Source organism: Hallella absiana (genome assembly GCF_025457485.1).
Taxonomy (GTDB): Bacteria; Bacteroidota; Bacteroidia; order Bacteroidales; family Bacteroidaceae; genus Prevotella; species Prevotella absiana.
Window position 1 is genome coordinate 37,976 of the sequence record NZ_JAMXSP010000016.1, and the last position, 19,051, is coordinate 57,026.

Consider the following 19,051-nt stretch of genomic DNA (forward strand, 5'->3'; position numbering starts at 1 on the left):
ACGCAGATGGCGACGACGCATATTACTATAATGTGTTGTGTCATGGTTCAATTCTTCTTTTAGTGATACCTTATTATATATAACGCATAGATAACCTATTTCAATATATGGCCCAACAAAATAATCATCTTGTCATCATGGCAGGCGGCATCGGCAGCCGTTTCTGGCCGATGAGTACCGAAGAACGCCCCAAGCAGTTCATCGATGTGTTAGGTGTGGGGCGTACGTTGATACAGATGACATTAGACCGTTTCCGCGGCATCTGCCCGATGGAGAACGTTTGGATTGTCACCAACGAACGCTACGCCGACTTGGTTCACGAGCAGTTGCCCGATGTGCCCGTTGATCATATCCTGCAAGAACCGTGCCGCAGAAACACAGCACCCTGCATCGCCTACGTTAGTTGGCGCATCAAGATGACCGACCCGAAGGCCAATGTCGTCGTCTCGCCATCTGATCATATCGTCACCAACGTCGATGAGTTCCGTCGTGTCATCACTTCTTGCCTGAAGTTTGCCGGCGAGACAGATGCTGTCGTGACTTTGGGCATGAAGCCAACACGGCCTGAGACCGGCTACGGCTATATCCAGGCTGACCTCACCTCCAATTCACCGCGCAACCGCGAGATTTATCGTGTCGACCAGTTCAAGGAAAAGCCTGACTTGGAAACTGCCAAGCACTATATCAGCGAGCATAACTTTTTCTGGAATGCCGGTATCTTTGTATGGAGTGTGGAGACGATTGTCAATGCACTACGTGTGTATGCGCCCCGCATCAACAACATCTTTGAGCGCATACAGAATGTCATGGGCACGCCGCAAGAGCAGGAGACTATTAATAAGGTGTATCCCGATTGCGACAATATCTCCATCGATTACGCCGTGATGGAGAATGCAGAGGAGATCTTTGTCTTCCCGGCAGACTTTGGTTGGAGCGACCTTGGCACGTGGGGCTCACTGCTGTTGCAGAGCCAGCGCGACATGTACGGCAACGGACTCATCGGCAAGAACATCCACACCTTTGAATGCCGCAACTGTGTCGTGCACACTACCCAGGAGAAGAAGGTGATCCTGCAAGGTCTTGACGGATATATCGTCGCTGAGCACGACGACACTTTGCTGGTCTGCAAACTGTCGGAAGAGCAGCGCATCAAGCAGTTCCAAAACAATTAATTGTCTGTGGCTTTCGCCGAAGATAACTTTAAATACATCATACTATGCTGACCTTTCCTTGTGCCAAGATCAATCTTGGATTGAATATTGTCGCCGAGCGGCCTGATGGCTATCACGACATACAGACCGTGTTTTATCCCATTCCGCTCACCGACGCTTTGGAGATCAAACACATGGATCCCGCTTTTCCCTCAGATCATCCTTGCGATCTGAAGGTGACGGGCAATGCCGTGGACTGTGACGAGCGTAGCAACCTCGTAGTGAAGGCCTACGACCTTCTTGCCGCCGACTTTGAGTTGCCGCCTATCCATGCCCATCTTTTCAAGCGCATCCCCTCGCAAGCAGGACTGGGCGGTGGCAGCTCTGATGGCGCCTTCATGATTCGCCTGCTCGACGAGCGTTTCCGGCTGAACATCGGCATTGCCGAGATGGAGCGCTATGCTGCCCAGTTGGGTTCCGACTGTGCGTTTTTTATTACTGCCGAACCGTCGTATGCTACCGGACGCGGCGAGATCCTTGAGCCAGCCGATGGTCCTAAGGGCAATCTTCACGGCTATTCGATCGTGGTGGTGAAGCCCGACGTGGCAGTGTCGACACGTGAGGCCTATGCACAGATCGTTTGTCACATGCCCCGCAAGTCTTGCCGCGAGATCGTGCGTCAGCCGATTTCCACATGGCGTGACGAACTGACCAACGACTTCGAGGGTCCTGTCTTCAAGGCACATCCCGAGTTGGCGCGTATCAAGCAGAGCCTCTACGACATGGGAGCTCTCTATGCTCAGATGAGTGGCAGCGGCAGTGCCCTTTTCGGTATCTTCCGTGAGATACCGCAAGGAGTGGAGGAACAGTTCAAAGGTTGCTTCGTAGCGTCAGCAGTGCTGTAGGCTGAATGACCTTAAGCACGAATAAAATACGTTCTACTGCTTAAAAGAACCGCATTATGCGTTTGGGCTTTTAACGCTTCATCTTCGATGGGATAAAGAATAAAACCGAATGTTGAGAATATTATTTGGTATCAATATCGAATCAACCATTTATTATTCTCAATATTCGGTTTATCTTTTTATTACGCATAGCTGAGGGTTAGCCTTTCAAGGCGACGTATGTTTCCATAAGACGAGGTGTCTGCTATTTTCTTTTCTGTGGCATGATCACTTCGCGGTATTCGTTCTCGAAGTTGGGAGTGAAGATACCCTTTCCCATGTTGGCCTTAATCTCTTCGGGACTCCAGAAGCGGCCCCCGGCGAGCTCATTTTTGCTTGGGCATACCTTGCCGTCGTAGACCGTTGTGAAGACCCACACCAGTTCCTTCTCGCGCTGGCTCTCAAAGACATAGTGCTTGACAAAGTGTGGCGAGTATTCGGTGATGCCGAGTTCCTCACTTACCTCACGGTGCAACGCCTGCTCCACGGTTTCGCCGTAGTCGACATGCCCACCGCATGCCGTGTCCCATTTGTCGGGCTGAATGTCTTTCCAGTGAGGTCGCTGCTGCAGGTAGAGGTCGCCACGGCTGTTGAAGACATGCAAGTGCACCACCGGATGGAGCACCTTGCAGCCGTCGTGTGCTTTTCCGCGTGTGATTTTCCCGATCACGTGTCCGTCCTCATCAACGACGGGAAACAGTTCTCCTTTGTTATCCATATTCATTTCGCGTCTGTTTAGCTATTATTGTCCGTAATATTTTGTCATCTCAAATCTTTTTGCTATCTTTACAGAAGAAAGAGCAAGATAAACGAATCATATCCTATGGAAGTAAATCTCGACTTGATGTCATTTGTCGAAACGAGCATTCTGCCTCGCTATACAGCCTTTGGTCGCTCCCATGGTCTGAGCCATGTGCAGCGTGTCATTGCCAACTCTTTGGAGCTGGCACGGCGCACGGGTGCTGATATCAATATGGTGTACGCCATTGCTGCCTATCATGACCTTGGCATGAGCGGTCCGCGCGCCATCCATCATATCACCGGCGGCAAGATCCTTGCGGCCGATGCCCGTCTGAAGAAGTGGTTCTCGCCCGAGCAAATCACCATCATGAGGGAAGCAGTGGAGGATCATCGTGCCTCTGCCTCGCACGAGCCTCGGAGCATCTACGGAAAGATTGTCGCCGAGGCCGACCGTGACCTCGATCCAGAGGTGGTGTTTCGCCGTGCCGTGGAGTTTGGTTTAGAGCGTGATCCAGATAAGGACCGCGAGTGGCAGTGGCAGCGCTTCGACCGTCACATGGAAGAGAAGTACAGTGCCCGTGGCTATATCCGCCTGTGGATACCCAACTCGCCCAATGAGGAAAAGCTCAAGCGTGTGCGTGACATCATCGCCGACAAACCCCGTCTGCGTGAGGTTTTCAATCGTCTGTTTGATGAGGAGAACTCGTCAAAGCGCTGAACGTCTTCTTACCCTTGACATAGTATTGCCAGACGATACTCATCGGTAAGCGTTCGGGCACTGTCGTGAGCTTTCTGCTCATCCTGATAGCCTCACGGTCAGCGTCGAAATCGTGGCGCCATTTATAGAAAGCGCGACGCGCCCGCAGGATAGCGATGAAGTCGCGCCAATTGCGGTTGACGATCAGTGTTTCCAAGGCGGCGATGTGATCCAGGATCCATCTCATGTGCATTACGGTTTGCAGCTCCTCGTCGGGGAGGTTTTTGTAGAGCATCGTCAGGTTGTTGCGGAAGTTGAGGAAAGTCTTCATCGGGTTGCCCTGCGGCAGAGTGCCGCCGCCGACATGGTATACTTCGCTTTCGGGAATACACACCACGCGCCGTCCACGCTGCCGCAGTCGCCAGCAGAGATCGATTTCCTCGTTGTGCGCAAAGAAGCGTGCGTCGAGTGCTCCTGCCTCCCAATAGTCTTTGGCACGTATCATCAGGCAGGCTCCTGTAGCCCACAGCACATCCATCTTATAGTCATACTGTCCGTTGTCGCGCTCCACGGTGTCGAAGACACGGCCGCGGCAGAGCGGATAGCCAAAGCGGTCGAGGAAGCCGCCGGAGGCACCGGCATACTCGAAACTGTCCTTGTCGGCCTCGCTGAGCAGTTTTGGCTGACAGGCTGCCACGTCGTCGTGGCTGTCCATATACTCTTGCAGAGGCGTGAGCCAGTGGTGTGTCACCTCCACGTCGGAGTTGAGCAGCACATAGTAGTCTGCCTCTATCTGCCGCAGCGCGCGGTTGTAGCCGTCGGCAAAGCCGTAGTTGCGGTCGAGCACCAAGGTCTTCACTTCCGGGAACTTCTGTGCGAGCATCTCCATCGAGTTGTCGGTGGAGGCATTGTCGGCCACCCACACCTCAGCGTCGTTGCGTGAGTATTTCAGCACGGTGGGCAGAAAGCGTTCCATCATCTTCCGTCCGTTCCAGTTCAATATGACGATAGCAGTCTTCATTGTTTTTCGTTTTTATTTTGCTATGATGGCTTTCGCAAGTAGCGTATCTTCTTTTCCACTCTTTCTGAAATCGCCGAGTGTCACGTTGAGGATCTCATTGTCGTACTCCTCGCGAGCCTCACTGGCGGGCAGGGTGACACGGATGTAGTTGTCGGTGAAGCCGTGCATGGCGTGTCCGGCGGGAGCTTTTTCGAAGAGCACGGGCCGTGTCTGTCCGATATAGTGTGCATAGAAGTCGTGCGTCTTTTTGTCGGAGAGTTCCAAGAGCCGTCTTGACCGCTCTTTCTTGTCCTTGTCGCTGACCACGTAGGGGATGGCGAGGGCCGATGTCCCGGGTCGTTCGGAATAGGGGAAGACGTGGAGCTGTGTCACGGGCAGACTGTCGAGGAAATTGTAGCAGTCCTCGAAGTACTCCGGCCGCTCGCCGCGACAGCCCACCATCACGTCGACGCCGATGAACGCGTCGGGCATGAGCTCTTTGATAAGGTTGATCTTATGTGCGAAGACATCGCGCGTGTAGCGGCGGTGCATGAGTTTAAGCACCTCGTCGTTACCGCTCTGCAAGGGTATGTGGAAATGCGGCATGAAGGCGCGCGAATGTGCACAGTACTCGATGAGCTTGTCGTCGATGAGGTCGGGCTCCAGCGAGCTGATGCGGTAGCGCTGGATTCCTTCCACGTCGTCGAGTGCTTTGACCAGGTCGAGGAACGTCTCGCCGGTGGTCTTGCCAAACTCTCCGATGTTCACACCGGTGAGCACGATCTCCTTTCCGCCTTCGCTTGCAGCCTGTCGGGCTTGTTCCACGAGCGAGGCAATGGTGGGGTTGCGCGAGAAGCCGCGTGCGTAGGGGATGGTGCAGTAAGTGCAGAAATAGTCGCATCCGTCCTGTACTTTCAGGAAGTAACGGGTGCGGTTGCCGCGTGAGCACGACGGTTGGAAGGTTTTGATGTCCTTGGTCTTCTCGTGGTGGAAGGCGTGTAGATGCCCCTCGCGCGGCTGAGTCCAGGCGTCGGAGAGGTACTGTATGAGGTTGGCTTTCTCATTGGAGCCGAGCACGAGGTCCACGCCGTCGATAGCACTCACTGTCTCGGGCTCGAGCTGAGCATAGCATCCTGTGACCACGATAAAGGCATCGGGGTTCTCGCGCACCATGCGGTGGATGGCCTGACGGCATTTGTGGTCGGCCACCTCGGTCACTGAACAGGTGTTGATCAGACAGATGTCGGCGTGCTCGCCCTCGTGAGCGGTCGTGACGCCCATTTCGCTGAGCAACTTGCCAAAGGTGGAGGTTTCAGAGAAGTTGAGCTTGCAGCCCAGCGTGTAGTAAGCTGCTTTCTTGCCTTGGAAGGCACTGGTATTGATCATGCTTCTTTTCTTTTTTATGCAAAGGTACTGCTTTCCCGCGACATTCTCATCGTTGAAGCAGGGAAAAGTGATGTCTCTCTCCTTTTGATAGACTTTTGTTGCAACGACCATAGATAAACGTCCGATTGTGAAAAACGTCGCGTGTTTACTTTGTCATGTGGAGATAAATGCTTAAATTTGCGATGACGATGTCAAACATCATGTTTACAACTACATAGGCACTAATCTTTAGATATACCTATTACTATTACTGATTACAGTCTGGAGATCTATCTCCATGCAACAAAAGTAGAACTTATGAAGAAAATACTGTTACTCTCCGCCATGGCTGCCTTTGCCGCTACCTCCATGGCACAGACCCTGCACGACGGCCCCACCATGGGATGGAGCTCGTGGAACACCTTTGCCTCCAAGATCAATGCGCAACTCATCGAAAGCCAGGCCAAGGCCATGGCCGACAAAGGCTTGAAGGCTGCGGGATATACCTACGTCAATATCGACGACGGCTTCCAAGGTGGGCGTGACAAGGCCACGGGGCAGCTCATCATCAACCAAGACCGTTTCCCAGGCGGGCTAAAACCTGTGGTTGACTATATCCACGGGCTCGGTCTGAAGGCGGGCATCTACTCCGATGCCGGACACAACACCTGCGCCGGATACTACGGCGGGGAGAAGCAGGAGGACGGCACGGGGCTCTATGAGCACGACCAGCAGGACTGTGACTACTTCTTCAAGGACCTGCACTTCGACTTCATCAAGGTCGACTATTGCGGTGGCGACGCCGGACAGAACAGCGAGCGGCTCGGACTCAACGAGCAGGAGCGCTATACTGCCATCAGCAAGGCCATTAAGAATACCGGGCGCGAGGTGCGGTTCAACGTGTGCCGATGGAACTATCCCGGCACGTGGGTGAGCGACGTGGCGACCTCTTGGCGCACGACCACCGACATCGCCGACGCCTGGAAATCGGTGCGCCGCATCATCGGCGAGAACCTTCCGCTGGCCGCTTACAGTCATCGCGGGCACTACAACGACATGGATATGCTTGAGGTGGGGCGAAGTATGAGCGCTGAAGAGGACAAGACGCACTTCGGTATGTGGTGCGCGATGAACTCTCCGTTGCTCATCGGCTGCGACATGACACGCATCAAGGACAACACGCTGAAGCTCCTGACCAACCGTGATCTCATCGCCATCAACCAGGATCCCGTCGGTGAGCAGGCCTATGTGGTCAAGTATGTCAACGGTTGCTACGTGCTCGTGCGTGATATCGACCGTGCACAGGGAACCCACCGTGTGCTCGTGGTCTACAATCCGTCGGATGCAGCGCGTCAGGTCAAAGTGGATTTCCACGATCTCTGTTTAGGCGGACGGGTGAACATGCGCGACCTGTTTGAGCAGAAAAACCTCGGATGCTTCAACACTTCCTGTTCCGTCGACGTGCCTGCCCATGGCTGCCGCATCTATCGCTTGCAAGGCCAAAAGCGACTGGAGCAAACGCGCTATGAGGCTGAAACGGCCTATATCAGCGACTATCAGGAGATCTACAACAACCAGGCGCTTAAGACGGGTATCTACCAAACTGCCGACGGACTCAGCGGACACTTCAAGGCTTCATGGCTCGGCTGCAGCGCGAAGAACGACCTGCGCTTCCGCAAGGTCTACAGTCAGCGTGGCGGCGACTACCGTCTCACCATCGCTTATCTCAGTGGCGAAGACCGCAACGTCGATGTGGAAGTGAATTGCAAACGCGTGAAGACGCTCACCGTCAACTCCGGCAGTGCTTCCACGGTGAAGACAACAGCTCCCATCACCGTTCATCTCAAGAAGGGCTACAACGAGATTCGCCTCTCCAACGCCAAGAGCTGGATGCCCGACATCGACTACATCGAAGTTGCAAAGGGAAGATAAGGAAGCGGAGCTTTAGCTTGTTTTCCTTTTACATGAATATCCTTGAATTAAAACAGATGATACATGTACTGAATTCTTGTCTTTCCGTCTTCCTATAGTCATCTTCTTTCGTGACTATTACTCCTTTTATTCGAAATGGAAGTAAGCCGGCACCCAATAAGCTGCGACTGCCCCGTCTGCCGTCTAAATGAATATAATTTTTATAATTAATGGAATATTTATTTCATGTTGATACAAAAGCGTATCTTTTGGCAAACACTCTATAAGTTGACACGTTAAAAGATAGCCGTCACACCGGCCATCAGAATGACATATCTCAGTAACTTACCCATCGCGATACTGAGCAGACTGATGAAGAAATTGGCGCGCATCAGTCCCAAGGCTATCGTGATGGCAGAGCCGATGATAGGCAAAAATGCGAAAAAACCCATCCAGGCACCGTGTCCCGCCATAAAGTGCCGTGCCTTGTCGATGTCGCGTCGCTTCACGTGCAGGTAGCGCTCGACCCACTCCAAGCGACCCAAGCGACCCACACCATAATTAAATAAGGAGCCAGCTACGTTTCCGAAGGTGCCATAGACGACCAGGGGAATCGGATGCAAGCCGGCAGCTAAGAGTCCAAGCATCACCGCCTCACTGCTGAAGGGAAAGAAACTGCCGGCAAGAAAAGCGGCCAGTAGCATGCCCCAATAGCCGTAGTGCTGCAGAAGCAGCGTCAGTGTGTCCATCATTGCTCTCGGTCTCCTATATATAATAAGGTGTAAGTGGTGATTATAAGAGGTTGTAAACCGTCAGCGCAAATGCGGCGGCTATAACGACAAAAAAGGTGATGTTGCTGAGTCGTGAATGCGTCAGAGCTAAGAAATGACCGATCAGAGGCGCAATGACGACAATAGCCAAAGACATGAAGCCATTGAAGAGGGATGGAAAGACCAGCATCAGTGCCATGCAGGAGATGCTTAGGGTGATAAACATCTCATAGATCATGCGTGTGCGGATCTTGTCCTGATAGGAATAAATCAAGAAGTGTATACTGCCCAAGGCTGTGATGATCATCAGAAAGATGAATGTCATTGCCTGATGGTCGTTGAGTATGGAGAGGTCAAACAGTGGACCGGGCTGAGCAAGTGCCTGGAAATGTAAGGCAAACCAGTCGAGATGCTGGAAGACCACGGCGTAGGCACCGATAAACCAATAGGGCACCATCAGTCCCAGCAGTGAGGACAGGAAGGTGCGCGGGGTGAGTGCCATGATGTTTGTACCAAGGATAATCCACAAAAGTGGTACGAGATAGAGTATATTTACAAAGGGGATACTGGCCAAAGACAGAGCCGCAAAGGCATAGAATACCCATCCTGCGGCATGTCCGTCCTGATAGGCATGAAGCAGAAAAATAAAGAAGACGATCAACCCCATCTGTGCCCATCCGGTATTGGTAGAGGACAGAAGGAAACTGGCCGCTGTTGTCATTACGATGAAAGAGCACGACACCATGCGGCTGTAGACGCGTATGAGGGCGTTGGCATTGTTGAGCTCAGCCATGAGAAGAGAAGAAATGCCTAATAAGGCCATCTGCAACCAGGTGTCATGACCCAACAATACCTGTATGACCATAAAGCCGGCCATATATATCAACGTCACCGGCAATGCCATGCGACTCTCTGCTATCCTGTTTTGTAAACGTCTTATCATCCTGTCAAACTAAAGATTCTCACCCATGTCAAGCAAGAATGGGATATAAGTCTGCAAGACATGTGGTTGATAACAAAAGCTTCTCTTCCCCAAGGGCGATGACGCGCCGTGGCCTTTTACCCTTGGGGATGAGAAATGGGGGCTAAAGATCCTGCCCGATATCGCTGCGGAAATACTTTCCTTCAAACTGTATCTTCTGTGCTTCCTGGAAGCTCTTCTTCAATGCTTCCTCTTTGTTGCGTCCATAAGACGACACAGCTATGACGCGTCCGCCGTTGGTGACAACCTGTTCGTCCTTCATTGCCGTACCGGAATGGAAGACGATGCTGTCCTCAACCTTGTCGATACCAGTGATCGGATAACCTTTCTTGTAAGCTTGAGGATAACCGCCGCTGACGAGCATTACGCACACGGCAGCGCGCGGATCGACCTCTACAGGGTGCTTGTCGAGGTCGCCATTGGCTACGCCCTCAAAGAGATCTACGATGTCGCTCTTCAAGCGCAGCATCACCGTCTCGGTCTCCGGGTCACCCATACGGCAGTTGTACTCGATCACCATCGGCTCACCTTTGACGTTGATCAGTCCGAAGAAGATAAAGCCCTTGTAGTCGATACCCTCCTCAGCGAGGCCGTCTACGGTAGGACGGATGATGCGGTCCTCGACTTTCTGCATCCACTCCTTGTCGGCAAAGGGCACCGGCGATACACTACCCATGCCGCCGGTGTTCAGTCCCGTGTCGTGCTCACCGATACGTTTGTAGTCTTTGGCCTCGGGAAGTATCTGATAGTGCTTGCCATCTGTCAATACGAAGACAGAGCACTCGATGCCGCTGAGGAACTCTTCAATGACAACCTTAGCGGAAGCGTTGCCGAACATACCGCCGAGCATCTCACGGAACTCCTTCTTGGCCTCGGCGAGTGTCGGCACAATCAGCACGCCTTTACCGGCTGCCAGTCCGTCGGCTTTCAGCACGTAGGGCGGCTGGAGCGTCTCCAGGAAGCGGATGCCTTCCTCCACGGTGGTGCCGTCGAAGGTCTCATAAGCAGCGGTAGGGATGTTGTGGCGCTTCATGAAACCCTTGGCGAAGTCCTTGCTGCCTTCGAGAACCGCACCTTGCTTGCTCGGACCAATCACGGGGATGGAAGCCGTGCGGCTGTCGCTCTTGAAGGCGTCATAGACACCGCGCACCAAAGGATCCTCAGGACCGACCACGACCATATCGATGGCTTTGTCCACGGCAAAGTCTTTCAAGGCATCGAAATCGTTGACACCGATCGCTACATTCTCTCCTACGTTGCTTGTTCCGGCGTTTCCCGGTGCAATGAAGAGCTTTGAACATTTAGGGCTTTGGGCAATTTTCCATGCCAGGGCGTGCTCACGGCCGCCACTTCCTAACAATAGAATTTTCATGAGATGATGAGTTGTAGAGTTATCTTTGATTTCTTTTTTGCGTTATATATATAATAAGGTGTATGCCTGGATGAGAGACTATCGCTAAGCGACTGTCGACGGCAGACTTCACCTCTATTTCTTTTCCTCACCTTCATCGAGCCATTGCCGAATGATGTCCACGATCTCGTTGCGCTCAATCTCGGGAAAAGAGGCGATGCGGGTGGCATGGCTGCCGCGTGGCAGGACAAAGACATGGATGTTGCGCTTGTTCTGTAAGAAGTCGAGTTTAGCCACACCGGAACTGCCCCAAGGGTCGAGACCGCCATAGATGAAGATCATCTTTGGGTCGTGGTGACGTAGAAACGCCATCGTCTTGTGGTAGAGAGTGGCGTTGAAGGGCTCGTTGCGTAGGCTGTCCGGCAGCATGATGCGACGGAGATAGTCCTTTGTGGTCTTGACAGAGAGCCATTTGCGCAGCGGCTTCACGTCGTAACCATAATAGCCCAACTGCTTGGCCGCCTGCACATTGAAGGACAAATCGCTCGACTGGATGGAGAAGTAGCCGGGATTGCTGATACGTATCAGATGGTTGAAAAGTTCTTCGTCGCTGGCCGTCGAAGCAGGGATGCTGCTCACCGGTGTGCCCCATTGCCACAGGGCAAAAGCGTACTCCAAAACACAGAGGTCATAGATCTCGTTGAGCGGAGCCCGGAAAGTAAGTCCGTTTTTCGTGACATAGTCCTTGAAGAGCGGCATCAGCGCATTGCGGCGCTGTAGCACGGCTTGCTGAAACTCCCGTACCCGCTGACGTTCTTTCGCCGTTCCTACCTGGTCTCGCAGGAAGGGTTCGTGCCGCCCGTCTTCCACGCTGCGGTTGAGTGGAGCCACATAAGGCACCGAGATATTCACATCATTGGGATAGAACACGCGGTAGAACAGACATGTCTGTCCGCCTTTGCTGATGCCCGTAGCCATCCACTTGCCCTGATAAAGGCGATGGAACGTAGCGTTGACATGGTGCAAGTCGGCCAGAGAGTTCTCCACGGTGAGATAGCGCCAGTTGCAGGGCTGTGGCGTGGAAGCGGCGAAATAGCGATACTCCACAAAGACGAGGTTGGCGTCAAAGAGCTTGGACAATTCCTCGGCATAGCCTTCCTTGAGCGCGTAGTTGCAGTTGTAGCCCTCTGTGACAAGTACCGTAGGCCGGTCGAAACCCACATGGCAGACGATGACCCGCTGTTGGAAAGCCCCCACCGTGGTATCGTTGGGGTCGATCCATTGGCGGATGTTCATCAGATATTTATGGTCGTACTTGCTGCTCTTCAGCTCTTCAACCTTTGAGATGCCGGGCAGCGCCATGAGCTGGGCCTTGATGTCCTCCCCCCACATCTGCAAGGGGAGCAACAAAGCAATCAGCAGCGGCAGGAGCCTCAAGCCTAAAATACGATATGAAGCAATCTGCTTTTTCATTTCAGATAGTCATCGAAATACTGTGAGATGCGCTCGTGGAGATGCGTGGACTGATGTCCCCGCATATTGTGCGGCTCACCGGGATAGACAAAGAAGTCGGGTTGTGTGCCGTCCTGGATGCACTGCTTGATGAAGGTCAGCGCATGTTGTGGTACCACCACTGGGTCATTGAGACCGATGATGATCTGCAGCTTACCTTTGAGATTCTTGGCTTTGGGCAGCAGACTTGAGTGAGCATATCCTTCAGGATTGGTCTGCGGCGTGTCCATATAACGCTCTCCGTACATCACCTCGTACCATTTCCAGTCGATGACGGGTCCACCGGCGACACCCACCTTGAAGACCTCGGGATGCGTGGTCATCATGTTGATAGTCATAAAGCCGCCGAAGCTCCAGCCGTGCACGCCGAGTCGGGTGCTGTCGACATAGCTTAGGCTCTTGAGATACTTCACGCCCTCCATCTGGTCTTCCACCTCATGGTCGCCAAGATGACGGAAAGTGACTTGCTCAAAGTCCTTGCCGCGATTCTCGCTGCCACGGTTGTCGAGGATGAAGAGCAGATAGCCTTTCTGTGCCATGTAGGTTTCCCAGCCGCGGCTGCAATAGTGCCAGCGAGCATCGACATTGTGGGCGTGAGGACCACCGTAGACGTAGACGATGGTCGGATATTTCTTGTTCTTGTCAAAGCCAACGGGCAGTACCATGCGATAATAGAGGTCGGTCTTGCCGTCGGCAGCCTTGATGGTGCCGCAGCGATACTCTGGCACGGCGTAGCCCTTCCATGGGTCGGGAGCGGTGAACCAGCGCACGGTTTTCTTTGTGGCCACGTTGACAAGGTCGATATTGCGCGGAACAGTTGGTTCCTGATAGTTGTCTACGATCATCTGACCGCTTTCACTCAGTGAGGCATTGTGCCATCCTTTGCCGTTGTCGAGCAGCGTACGCTTACCGTCTTTTAGGCTTACCATCCACGTGTTGCGCTGGATGGGACTGCATTCATTGGAAGCGTAGACGATGGACTTAAGTTTGGTGTTGAAGCCAAGCATGTCCATGACCACCCAGAAACCTTTGGTGAGCTGGCGGAGTTGCTTGCCCTCCTTATTAAACAGGTATAGATGGTTGTAGCCGTCCTTTTGGCTCTGCATGATAAACTTGTCGTTGTCCCAGGGCAGGAAGACGATCGGGTGGAGAGGCTCCACATATTTGTCATCGGTCTCGCGGTAGAGTTCAGCTTTCTTCTCGCCTGTGACTGCGTCGTAGCTCACGAGTCGGCAGTCGTTCTGGTCGCGGTTGAGTTCAAAGAGATAGATGGTCTTGCCGTCGGGACTCCATGCCGGATTGGTGAAATAGCGGTCTGTCGGGTCACCGGCCTTGAGATAGACACATGTTCCCTTCTTCAAGTCGTAGATGCCTAACGTCACCTTGTGCATCTTCTGACCCGCCATCGGATATTTCTCCGGTGCCGGTGTGGCGATGACACCCGGCTTGCCCTTTTCTAAGCTTTCGCTGGCATCAGGGATCGTGACCAATGGGAAGTCGGTGACCATGCTTTGATCCATACGTGTAAAGAGCAACTTTGTGCCGTCGGGACTCCAGAATGTGCCCTTGCTCCAACCGAACTCGTCGCGGTGGACGCTCTGTCCGTAGACAATGTTGCGTGAGCCGTCGTTGGTGAGTTTCAGTGTCTTACCCTTACCATCGAGTACACAGAGTTGATGAGCACTGACATAGGCTGTGCACTCCGTGACAGGACAGTAGTCGCTGGACACGACAGGCCCCTCGATCTCGCGCGTCCAGATCAGCCGTCCGGCTTTGAAGTCGTAGAGGGCGCGACCCTTGCCGTAGTCGATTAGAGCCAAACTCTTGTCGGCATAGGGAAAAGAGACATAGTAGAGGGAATGAATTTTCTCGCCTTCCTTACCACCTGCCTTCTTGATATCGTTGAGCGTGAAGAGCGTCTTCTCCTTACCAGTCTGCGGGTCGATGAGGGCACACTCTTCCGCGTCGAGCCTGACGGGGGTGTCGCCCCACCATGCTGTCCAGCGGTTCTTGGCGGTCATCTGGTGATAGTTCTTTCCGCCGAAGTTCAGATCTTCAAGCGTAAACTGCTTGAGGTCTGCCGTTTTTTGTTGTGCTCCTGCTGTGAATGTGGTCATGGCCAAGAGAGCAGCTAACGTAATGTGCTTAATCTTCATCTTCAAAACGTCTGTTTTTTCCGAACTTGTCACTGCCGCGGCGGTTGCCACGGTCGCTGTGTCCGCGGAAGTCATCCCCGCGGCGGCGGTTCTTGAAATCATCGCCACGACGGCGTCCCTTAAAGTCGCCATCATCGCGGCGACCCTTGAAGTCGTCACCGCCACGCTTGCGACCCTTGAAGTCGTCGTCGCCGAAACGGCGCGGCGAACGGCTGCCGGGAGCTTGGAAAGAGTGGAACTTAAATGAGCGGATGTCGCCCTCCTCGTTGGACTCCTCTTCCTCAAGGCGCTGTTTAAACTCGCGGTTCTTCTTGAAACGGTGCTTCTGTGCCATCTCGCGCTTCTCCTCGTCGGTCTTGACGATGCCGCCTTCTGATCGGAAGTCCTTCATCTTACCGTCGAAGAGTACGTATTTGCGGAACTCACATTCCAGGCTTCCATTATAAAGAGGTATCTTTAAGCTCGGCTTCAGACCGATCTGCTCAAAGCACTCCTCGCGGTAGCTGAGAATCCAGGCCTCGTTGCCGCCGAAGGCGTTCTTCAGTCTCTCACCGATCATGCGGTAGGTACCGAGGAGGTTCGGCGTGGAGATGCGCTCGCCATAAGGCGGATTGGTGACGATGATGCTCTTTTGCTCGGGCTTCTTAAAGTTCTTGAAGTCCTGCTGCTCCACGGTGATATCCTTCGACAGTCCGGCGGCCTTGACGTTCAGGCGTGCCGTGTTGACAGCCTTCATGTCGATGTCGTAGCCATAGATATGATGCGGGAACTCGCGCTCCTGAGAGTCGTCGTTATAGATCTCGTCGAAGAGGTTCTGATCGAAGTCGGGCCATTTCTCAAAGGCAAACTCCTTGCGGAAGACACCCGGCGAGATGTTGCGGGCGATGAGGGCAGCCTCGATGAGGATAGTACCGGAACCGCACATCGGGTCAATGAAGTCGCAGTCGCCCTTCCATCCCGTCATCAGGATCATGCCGGCAGCCAGCACCTCATTCAGCGGAGCCTCTACACTCTCCTGGCGATAGCCTCTGCGGTGCAGGCTCTCACCGCTGGAGTCGAGCGCGATAGTGGCATCGTCGTTGGCAATGTGTATGTGGAGACGGATATCGGGATTGGCCACTGAGATGTTTGGGCGCTTGCCGGTTTTCTCGCGGAACTGGTCCACGATGGCGTCTTTGACCTTGTAGGTGACGAAGCGCGAGTTGCGGAAGTCATCGGAGTATACGACGGTGTCCACCGAGAAAGTCTTTCCTTCAAGGATATATTGGCTCCAGTCGATTTTCTGCACCTCGGCATAGACGTCCTCGGCCGAGCGGGCTTTGAAGTGTTTTATAGGTTTCAGGATGCGGATGGCAGTGTGCAGTTGGAAGTTGGCGCGGTACATCATTTCCTTGTCACCGGTGAATGATACCATACGGCGGCCGATTTGCACGTTGTTAGCACCCAGTTGGGTCAGCTCCTGTGCCAGGACGGGCTCCAAGCCCATGAATGTCTTGGCGATGAGTTCGAATTCCATTTTAGCTAAAAATAAATATAAATGTTATATAAATGTCGGTTATTTGTTCTTGTTGTAAATCTTGGTTTGTGGTGCCATGTCGTCCATCACCCACGTATTGGCTCCCACGACACAACCTTTGCCGATGGTCACGCGGCCGAGCACGGTGGCGTTGGCATAGATGACCACGTCGTCCTCGATGATCGGGTGACGTGGGATGCCCTTGATAGGATTGCCGTGCTCGTCGAGGGGAAAGCTCTTGGCACCGAGTGTCACGCCCTGATAGAGCTTGACGTTTTTGCCGATGATACAAGTCTCGCCGATGACGACACCCGTACCGTGGTCGATAGTGAACGAGGGACCGATGGTGGCTCCCGGATGGATGTCCATGCCGGTCTCGGAGTGTGCAATCTCTGTCATCATGCGAGGAATCAAGGGCACGCCCATCGTAAACAGTTCGTGAGCGACACGGAAGATCGTCAGCGTCTTGATGACAGGGTAGCAAGCCAGTATCTCCGCCATGCTCGTCGCAGCGGGATCACCATTGTAGGCGGCCACCACGTCGGTGGCGAGGATGCGGCGCACGGCAGGCAGGCGGCTGATGAGTTCCGTCGCCATCTCCTTGGACTCCTGCTTGAGTGTTTTCAAGTCTTTGAGGATGCAGCTGTCAGCGGCAGGCTTCTCCTCAGCGTTCTCGTCGCTGTCGGCGAAACACATTCCAGCCAGTATCTGCTCGGAGAGCAACTTTTGCAGCCGTTCCACGTTGACACCAATCTGATATTTGATAGTCTTGACGTTGACCTGTGACTTTCCAAAATAGCCGGGAAAGAGGATGGCGCGTGCCAACTGGATAATCTCTTCAAGCGCCGTGCTTGAAGGCAAAGGATATCCATCCTTGTGTTGATGAAACAGTCCCTTGAGCGAGCTCGGCTCGGAGAGCTCCTCTACTGTTTCCGTCAACTTGTGAGCCATATCTTGAGTACTCATCTCTCTGTTGTGTAATCTTAGCGCAAAGATACTAAATTATCAGCGAATGAGAAAACAATCAGCGCTTTTTTCTTTCTCGGTGTGAAAAGAAAAACCCTTGCTACACTAAGGGCGTAGCAAGGGCTATGTTGATGTATCGTGTATCAGTGGAGAGACTCCCTATATAATAAGGTGTAGTCTCTTATCGGATTCTGTCCATCGAGCGCACCAGTTCCTCATCAGCCTTGATGCCACGGTAGGCCAGGACAAAAAGGATCAGTGCCACCAATGGCAGGCAGCCGGCAAAGCGAGGATGGAACGTGCCCATATCCTTGAAAAGGTGCAGGACACAGAAAGCATAATAGCCATACCACACCAAACTCAGCACGATATTCGCCACACAGATCTTCATCTGCATCTTGCGCTTCTTAAACAGAGGGATGCAAACCAGTGTCAGCGCACCCGTGATCACCAAGTCGACGAAGAGCAGCGGATGAACCTGATAGCCACCGTTGGCATAAAGCCCGATGTTATAGAACAGCGCCGGAACGCCCATACCCTTAGGTTCGATGGCTCCCAACGGCAGGCAGAGACAGACAATGATGGCTGCCAATGCCAACAACAGGAATACTGTTTGCTTACGTTGTATCATCAGATCAGATCTTCTTTACGCTCGTTGTCAGCGGGCACCTCGTCAGCTGGATTTCTCCAGTAGATCTTACCTTCGATAAACTCTTGTGTTGCCAGCAACGACGGCTTCGGCAACTTCTCGTAATAGCGGCTGATTTCAATCTGCTCGCGGTTCTCAAACACTTCCTCCAAAGAGTCGTTGTAGGAAGCAAACTCCGAGAGCTTCTTGCTCAGGTCTTCCTTGATCTGAACAGAAATCTGGTTGGCGCGCTTCGAAATGATCACGACACTCTCGTAGATGTTACCAGTTTCTTTGCACAAGTCCATCACATTGCGTGTGACGGTGTTGGTCGGAGCATTTGATTTTCTATAATCCATTCTATCTATAGTATTATCTATTGTTGTTTATCTTGTATTGACTTCTGTATAAGAGCGACCGATGATCAGTCTTTCGCCGTACTTGTTATCTTCTTGCACTTGGCAATATATTCCTCGGCGAGCTTGCGTTCCTTCGAGTCGGGATACTCATTGACAAAGCCGTAGGCCTCGTCTTCGGCATCCTGGAAACGCTCCATCTTCTTCGACTCCACGCTCTGCTGTGCCAGCTCATATTTGCTTTTCATGATCAGCAGGGCAAAGTCCTCGCGCCGCTTGGTGTAGGGATAGTCCTTCAAGGCATTCTCCGCCGTGACGATGCAAGCCTCATAGTTGTTGCCGCCGTCGGAGCAGTTGCCGAAATAGGTTCCGAGATTGTAATACAGCCGGGCCGAATAGAGTTCCTTCTCCACCAGCTTGTCCTGCAAGTCGAAAAGGCGTTTCTGTGCCGTCTCTTTCATCTTGGCATCGGGGAAGAGGTCGAGATAGGTCTGAAAAGCAGCTATCGCCTGCACGGTCTGACTCTGGTCAAGACGTGGCTCGGGCGTAGACATGTAGAGACTCTGACCGACGTAATAATAGGCCATCTCAGCGAAGTAGCCGCGAGGATAGCTCTTGGTGTACTTGCTGAAAGTCTCTGATGCGGTCACATAGTCACGGCTGCAATACTCAGCCATGCCCAACATATAGAGGCATTCCTGAGCGTCGCGACTGCCCTTTTCCGGAACGATGAGATCCTGGAGAAGCGTCGTGGCACGGACATACTTGCCCTCGGCAAAGCACTCCTTGGCGTACTCGTACTTATAGCGATAGTCGGATGACTTATACACTCGGTTGAATTCTTGCGCACAACTGGTGAACAGCAAGACGAAACCCAATGTCAAGAGACACGTTTTCTTCATATCTACACTTTTGAACTGCAAATTTACATATAAATATTTTATTAACAAAGGCATAGAACATTTTTTAGCATAAAATGTACGCGCAATGCCATAAAAGTCGTAT

General features: G+C 52.9%; 17 protein-coding genes. 4 read left to right on the top strand and 13 right to left on the bottom strand.

Translation table 11 applies throughout. From position 1 onward, the window contains the following. Positions 1–107: 107 nt before the first annotated feature. Both NG346_RS09255 and ispE read left to right on the top strand, forming a co-directional pair. On the top strand, positions 108–1,172 hold the full coding sequence (locus NG346_RS09255; RefSeq protein WP_262288627.1) for a mannose-1-phosphate guanylyltransferase: 1,065 nt from the start codon (positions 108–110) through the stop codon (positions 1,170–1,172). A gap of 44 nt (positions 1,173–1,216) precedes the next feature. Then, a complete protein-coding gene (gene ispE, locus NG346_RS09260) occupies positions 1,217–2,056 on the top strand; it encodes a 4-(cytidine 5'-diphospho)-2-C-methyl-D-erythritol kinase (RefSeq protein ID WP_262288628.1) in 840 nt (279 codons plus the stop codon). Positions 2,057–2,300: 244 nt separating this feature from the next. Here the strand turns inward: ispE and NG346_RS09265 are convergent, their stop codons facing one another. Continuing rightward, positions 2,301–2,819: an NUDIX hydrolase gene (locus NG346_RS09265; protein WP_262288629.1), complete on the bottom strand. Its 519-nt coding sequence runs from the start codon at positions 2,817–2,819 to the stop codon at positions 2,301–2,303. A gap of 99 nt (positions 2,820–2,918) precedes the next feature. On the opposite strand from NG346_RS09265, the gene NG346_RS09270 reads away from it, so the two are divergent. Further along, positions 2,919–3,554 carry an HD domain-containing protein gene (locus NG346_RS09270; RefSeq protein WP_262280039.1) on the top strand — a complete coding sequence of 212 codons (636 nt, stop codon included), beginning with the start codon at positions 2,919–2,921 and terminating at the stop codon, positions 3,552–3,554. Here NG346_RS09270 and NG346_RS09275 read toward each other — a convergent pair. Continuing rightward, positions 3,514–4,554 carry a glycosyltransferase family 2 protein gene (locus NG346_RS09275; RefSeq protein WP_262280040.1) on the bottom strand — a complete coding sequence of 347 codons (1,041 nt, stop codon included), beginning with the start codon at positions 4,552–4,554 and terminating at the stop codon, positions 3,514–3,516. The two genes, NG346_RS09270 and NG346_RS09275, sit on opposite strands and share 41 nt — an antisense overlap. A gap of 12 nt (positions 4,555–4,566) precedes the next feature. Then, positions 4,567–5,919, bottom strand: a complete 1,353-nt coding sequence (gene mtaB, locus NG346_RS09280) for a tRNA (N(6)-L-threonylcarbamoyladenosine(37)-C(2))-methylthiotransferase MtaB (protein ID WP_262280041.1) — start codon at positions 5,917–5,919, stop codon at positions 4,567–4,569. A gap of 297 nt (positions 5,920–6,216) precedes the next feature. Here mtaB and NG346_RS09285 point away from each other — a divergent pair, with 297 nt between their 5' ends. Next, the gene (locus NG346_RS09285) at positions 6,217–7,830 is read left to right on the top strand and encodes an alpha-galactosidase D (RefSeq protein WP_262280042.1); all 1,614 of its coding nucleotides are present in this window, start codon (positions 6,217–6,219) and stop codon (positions 7,828–7,830) included. A gap of 275 nt (positions 7,831–8,105) precedes the next feature. Here the strand turns inward: NG346_RS09285 and NG346_RS09290 are convergent, their stop codons facing one another. The 10 genes from NG346_RS09290 to NG346_RS09335 all read right to left on the bottom strand — a co-directional run bounded on the left by NG346_RS09290 (position 8,106) and on the right by NG346_RS09335 (position 18,948). Beyond that, positions 8,106–8,558 (bottom strand): YqaA family protein, encoded by a 453-nt coding sequence (locus NG346_RS09290; RefSeq protein WP_262280067.1) that lies wholly within the window; start codon positions 8,556–8,558, stop codon positions 8,106–8,108. Between the two features lie 43 nt (positions 8,559–8,601). After that, the gene (locus tag NG346_RS09295) at positions 8,602–9,522 is read right to left on the bottom strand and encodes a hypothetical protein (protein ID WP_262280043.1); all 921 of its coding nucleotides are present in this window, start codon (positions 9,520–9,522) and stop codon (positions 8,602–8,604) included. Between the two features lie 142 nt (positions 9,523–9,664). Beyond that, positions 9,665–10,933 carry a phosphoribosylamine--glycine ligase gene (gene purD, locus NG346_RS09300; protein ID WP_262288630.1) on the bottom strand — a complete coding sequence of 423 codons (1,269 nt, stop codon included), beginning with the start codon at positions 10,931–10,933 and terminating at the stop codon, positions 9,665–9,667. Between the two features lie 114 nt (positions 10,934–11,047). After that, complete coding sequence (locus tag NG346_RS09305; RefSeq protein WP_262288631.1) at positions 11,048–12,385, bottom strand: S28 family serine protease; 1,338 nt, start codon at positions 12,383–12,385, stop codon at positions 11,048–11,050. Then, on the bottom strand, positions 12,382–14,580 hold the full coding sequence (locus tag NG346_RS09310) for a S9 family peptidase (RefSeq protein WP_262288632.1): 2,199 nt from the start codon (positions 14,578–14,580) through the stop codon (positions 12,382–12,384). Before NG346_RS09310 ends, NG346_RS09305 begins: the two co-directional genes overlap by 4 nt. Then, positions 14,570–16,096, bottom strand: coding sequence for a THUMP domain-containing class I SAM-dependent RNA methyltransferase (locus tag NG346_RS09315; RefSeq protein ID WP_262288633.1), 1,527 nt, complete (start codon positions 16,094–16,096; stop codon positions 14,570–14,572). The genes NG346_RS09310 and NG346_RS09315 overlap by 11 nt, the downstream gene beginning before the upstream one ends. 39 nt (positions 16,097–16,135) lie before the next feature. Further along, a complete protein-coding gene (gene epsC, locus NG346_RS09320) occupies positions 16,136–17,062 on the bottom strand; it encodes a serine O-acetyltransferase EpsC (protein ID WP_262288634.1) in 927 nt (308 codons plus the stop codon). A 181-nt stretch (positions 17,063–17,243) separates the two neighbouring features. Further along, complete coding sequence (locus NG346_RS09325; RefSeq protein WP_262288635.1) at positions 17,244–17,693, bottom strand: DUF4293 domain-containing protein; 450 nt, start codon at positions 17,691–17,693, stop codon at positions 17,244–17,246. Continuing rightward, on the bottom strand, positions 17,693–18,049 hold the full coding sequence (locus tag NG346_RS09330) for a DNA-directed RNA polymerase subunit omega (protein ID WP_262288636.1): 357 nt from the start codon (positions 18,047–18,049) through the stop codon (positions 17,693–17,695). The genes NG346_RS09325 and NG346_RS09330 overlap by 1 nt, the downstream gene beginning before the upstream one ends. Before the next feature lie 65 nt (positions 18,050–18,114). Continuing rightward, complete coding sequence (locus tag NG346_RS09335; RefSeq protein ID WP_262288637.1) at positions 18,115–18,948, bottom strand: outer membrane protein assembly factor BamD; 834 nt, start codon at positions 18,946–18,948, stop codon at positions 18,115–18,117. Positions 18,949–19,051 lie beyond the last annotated feature (103 nt).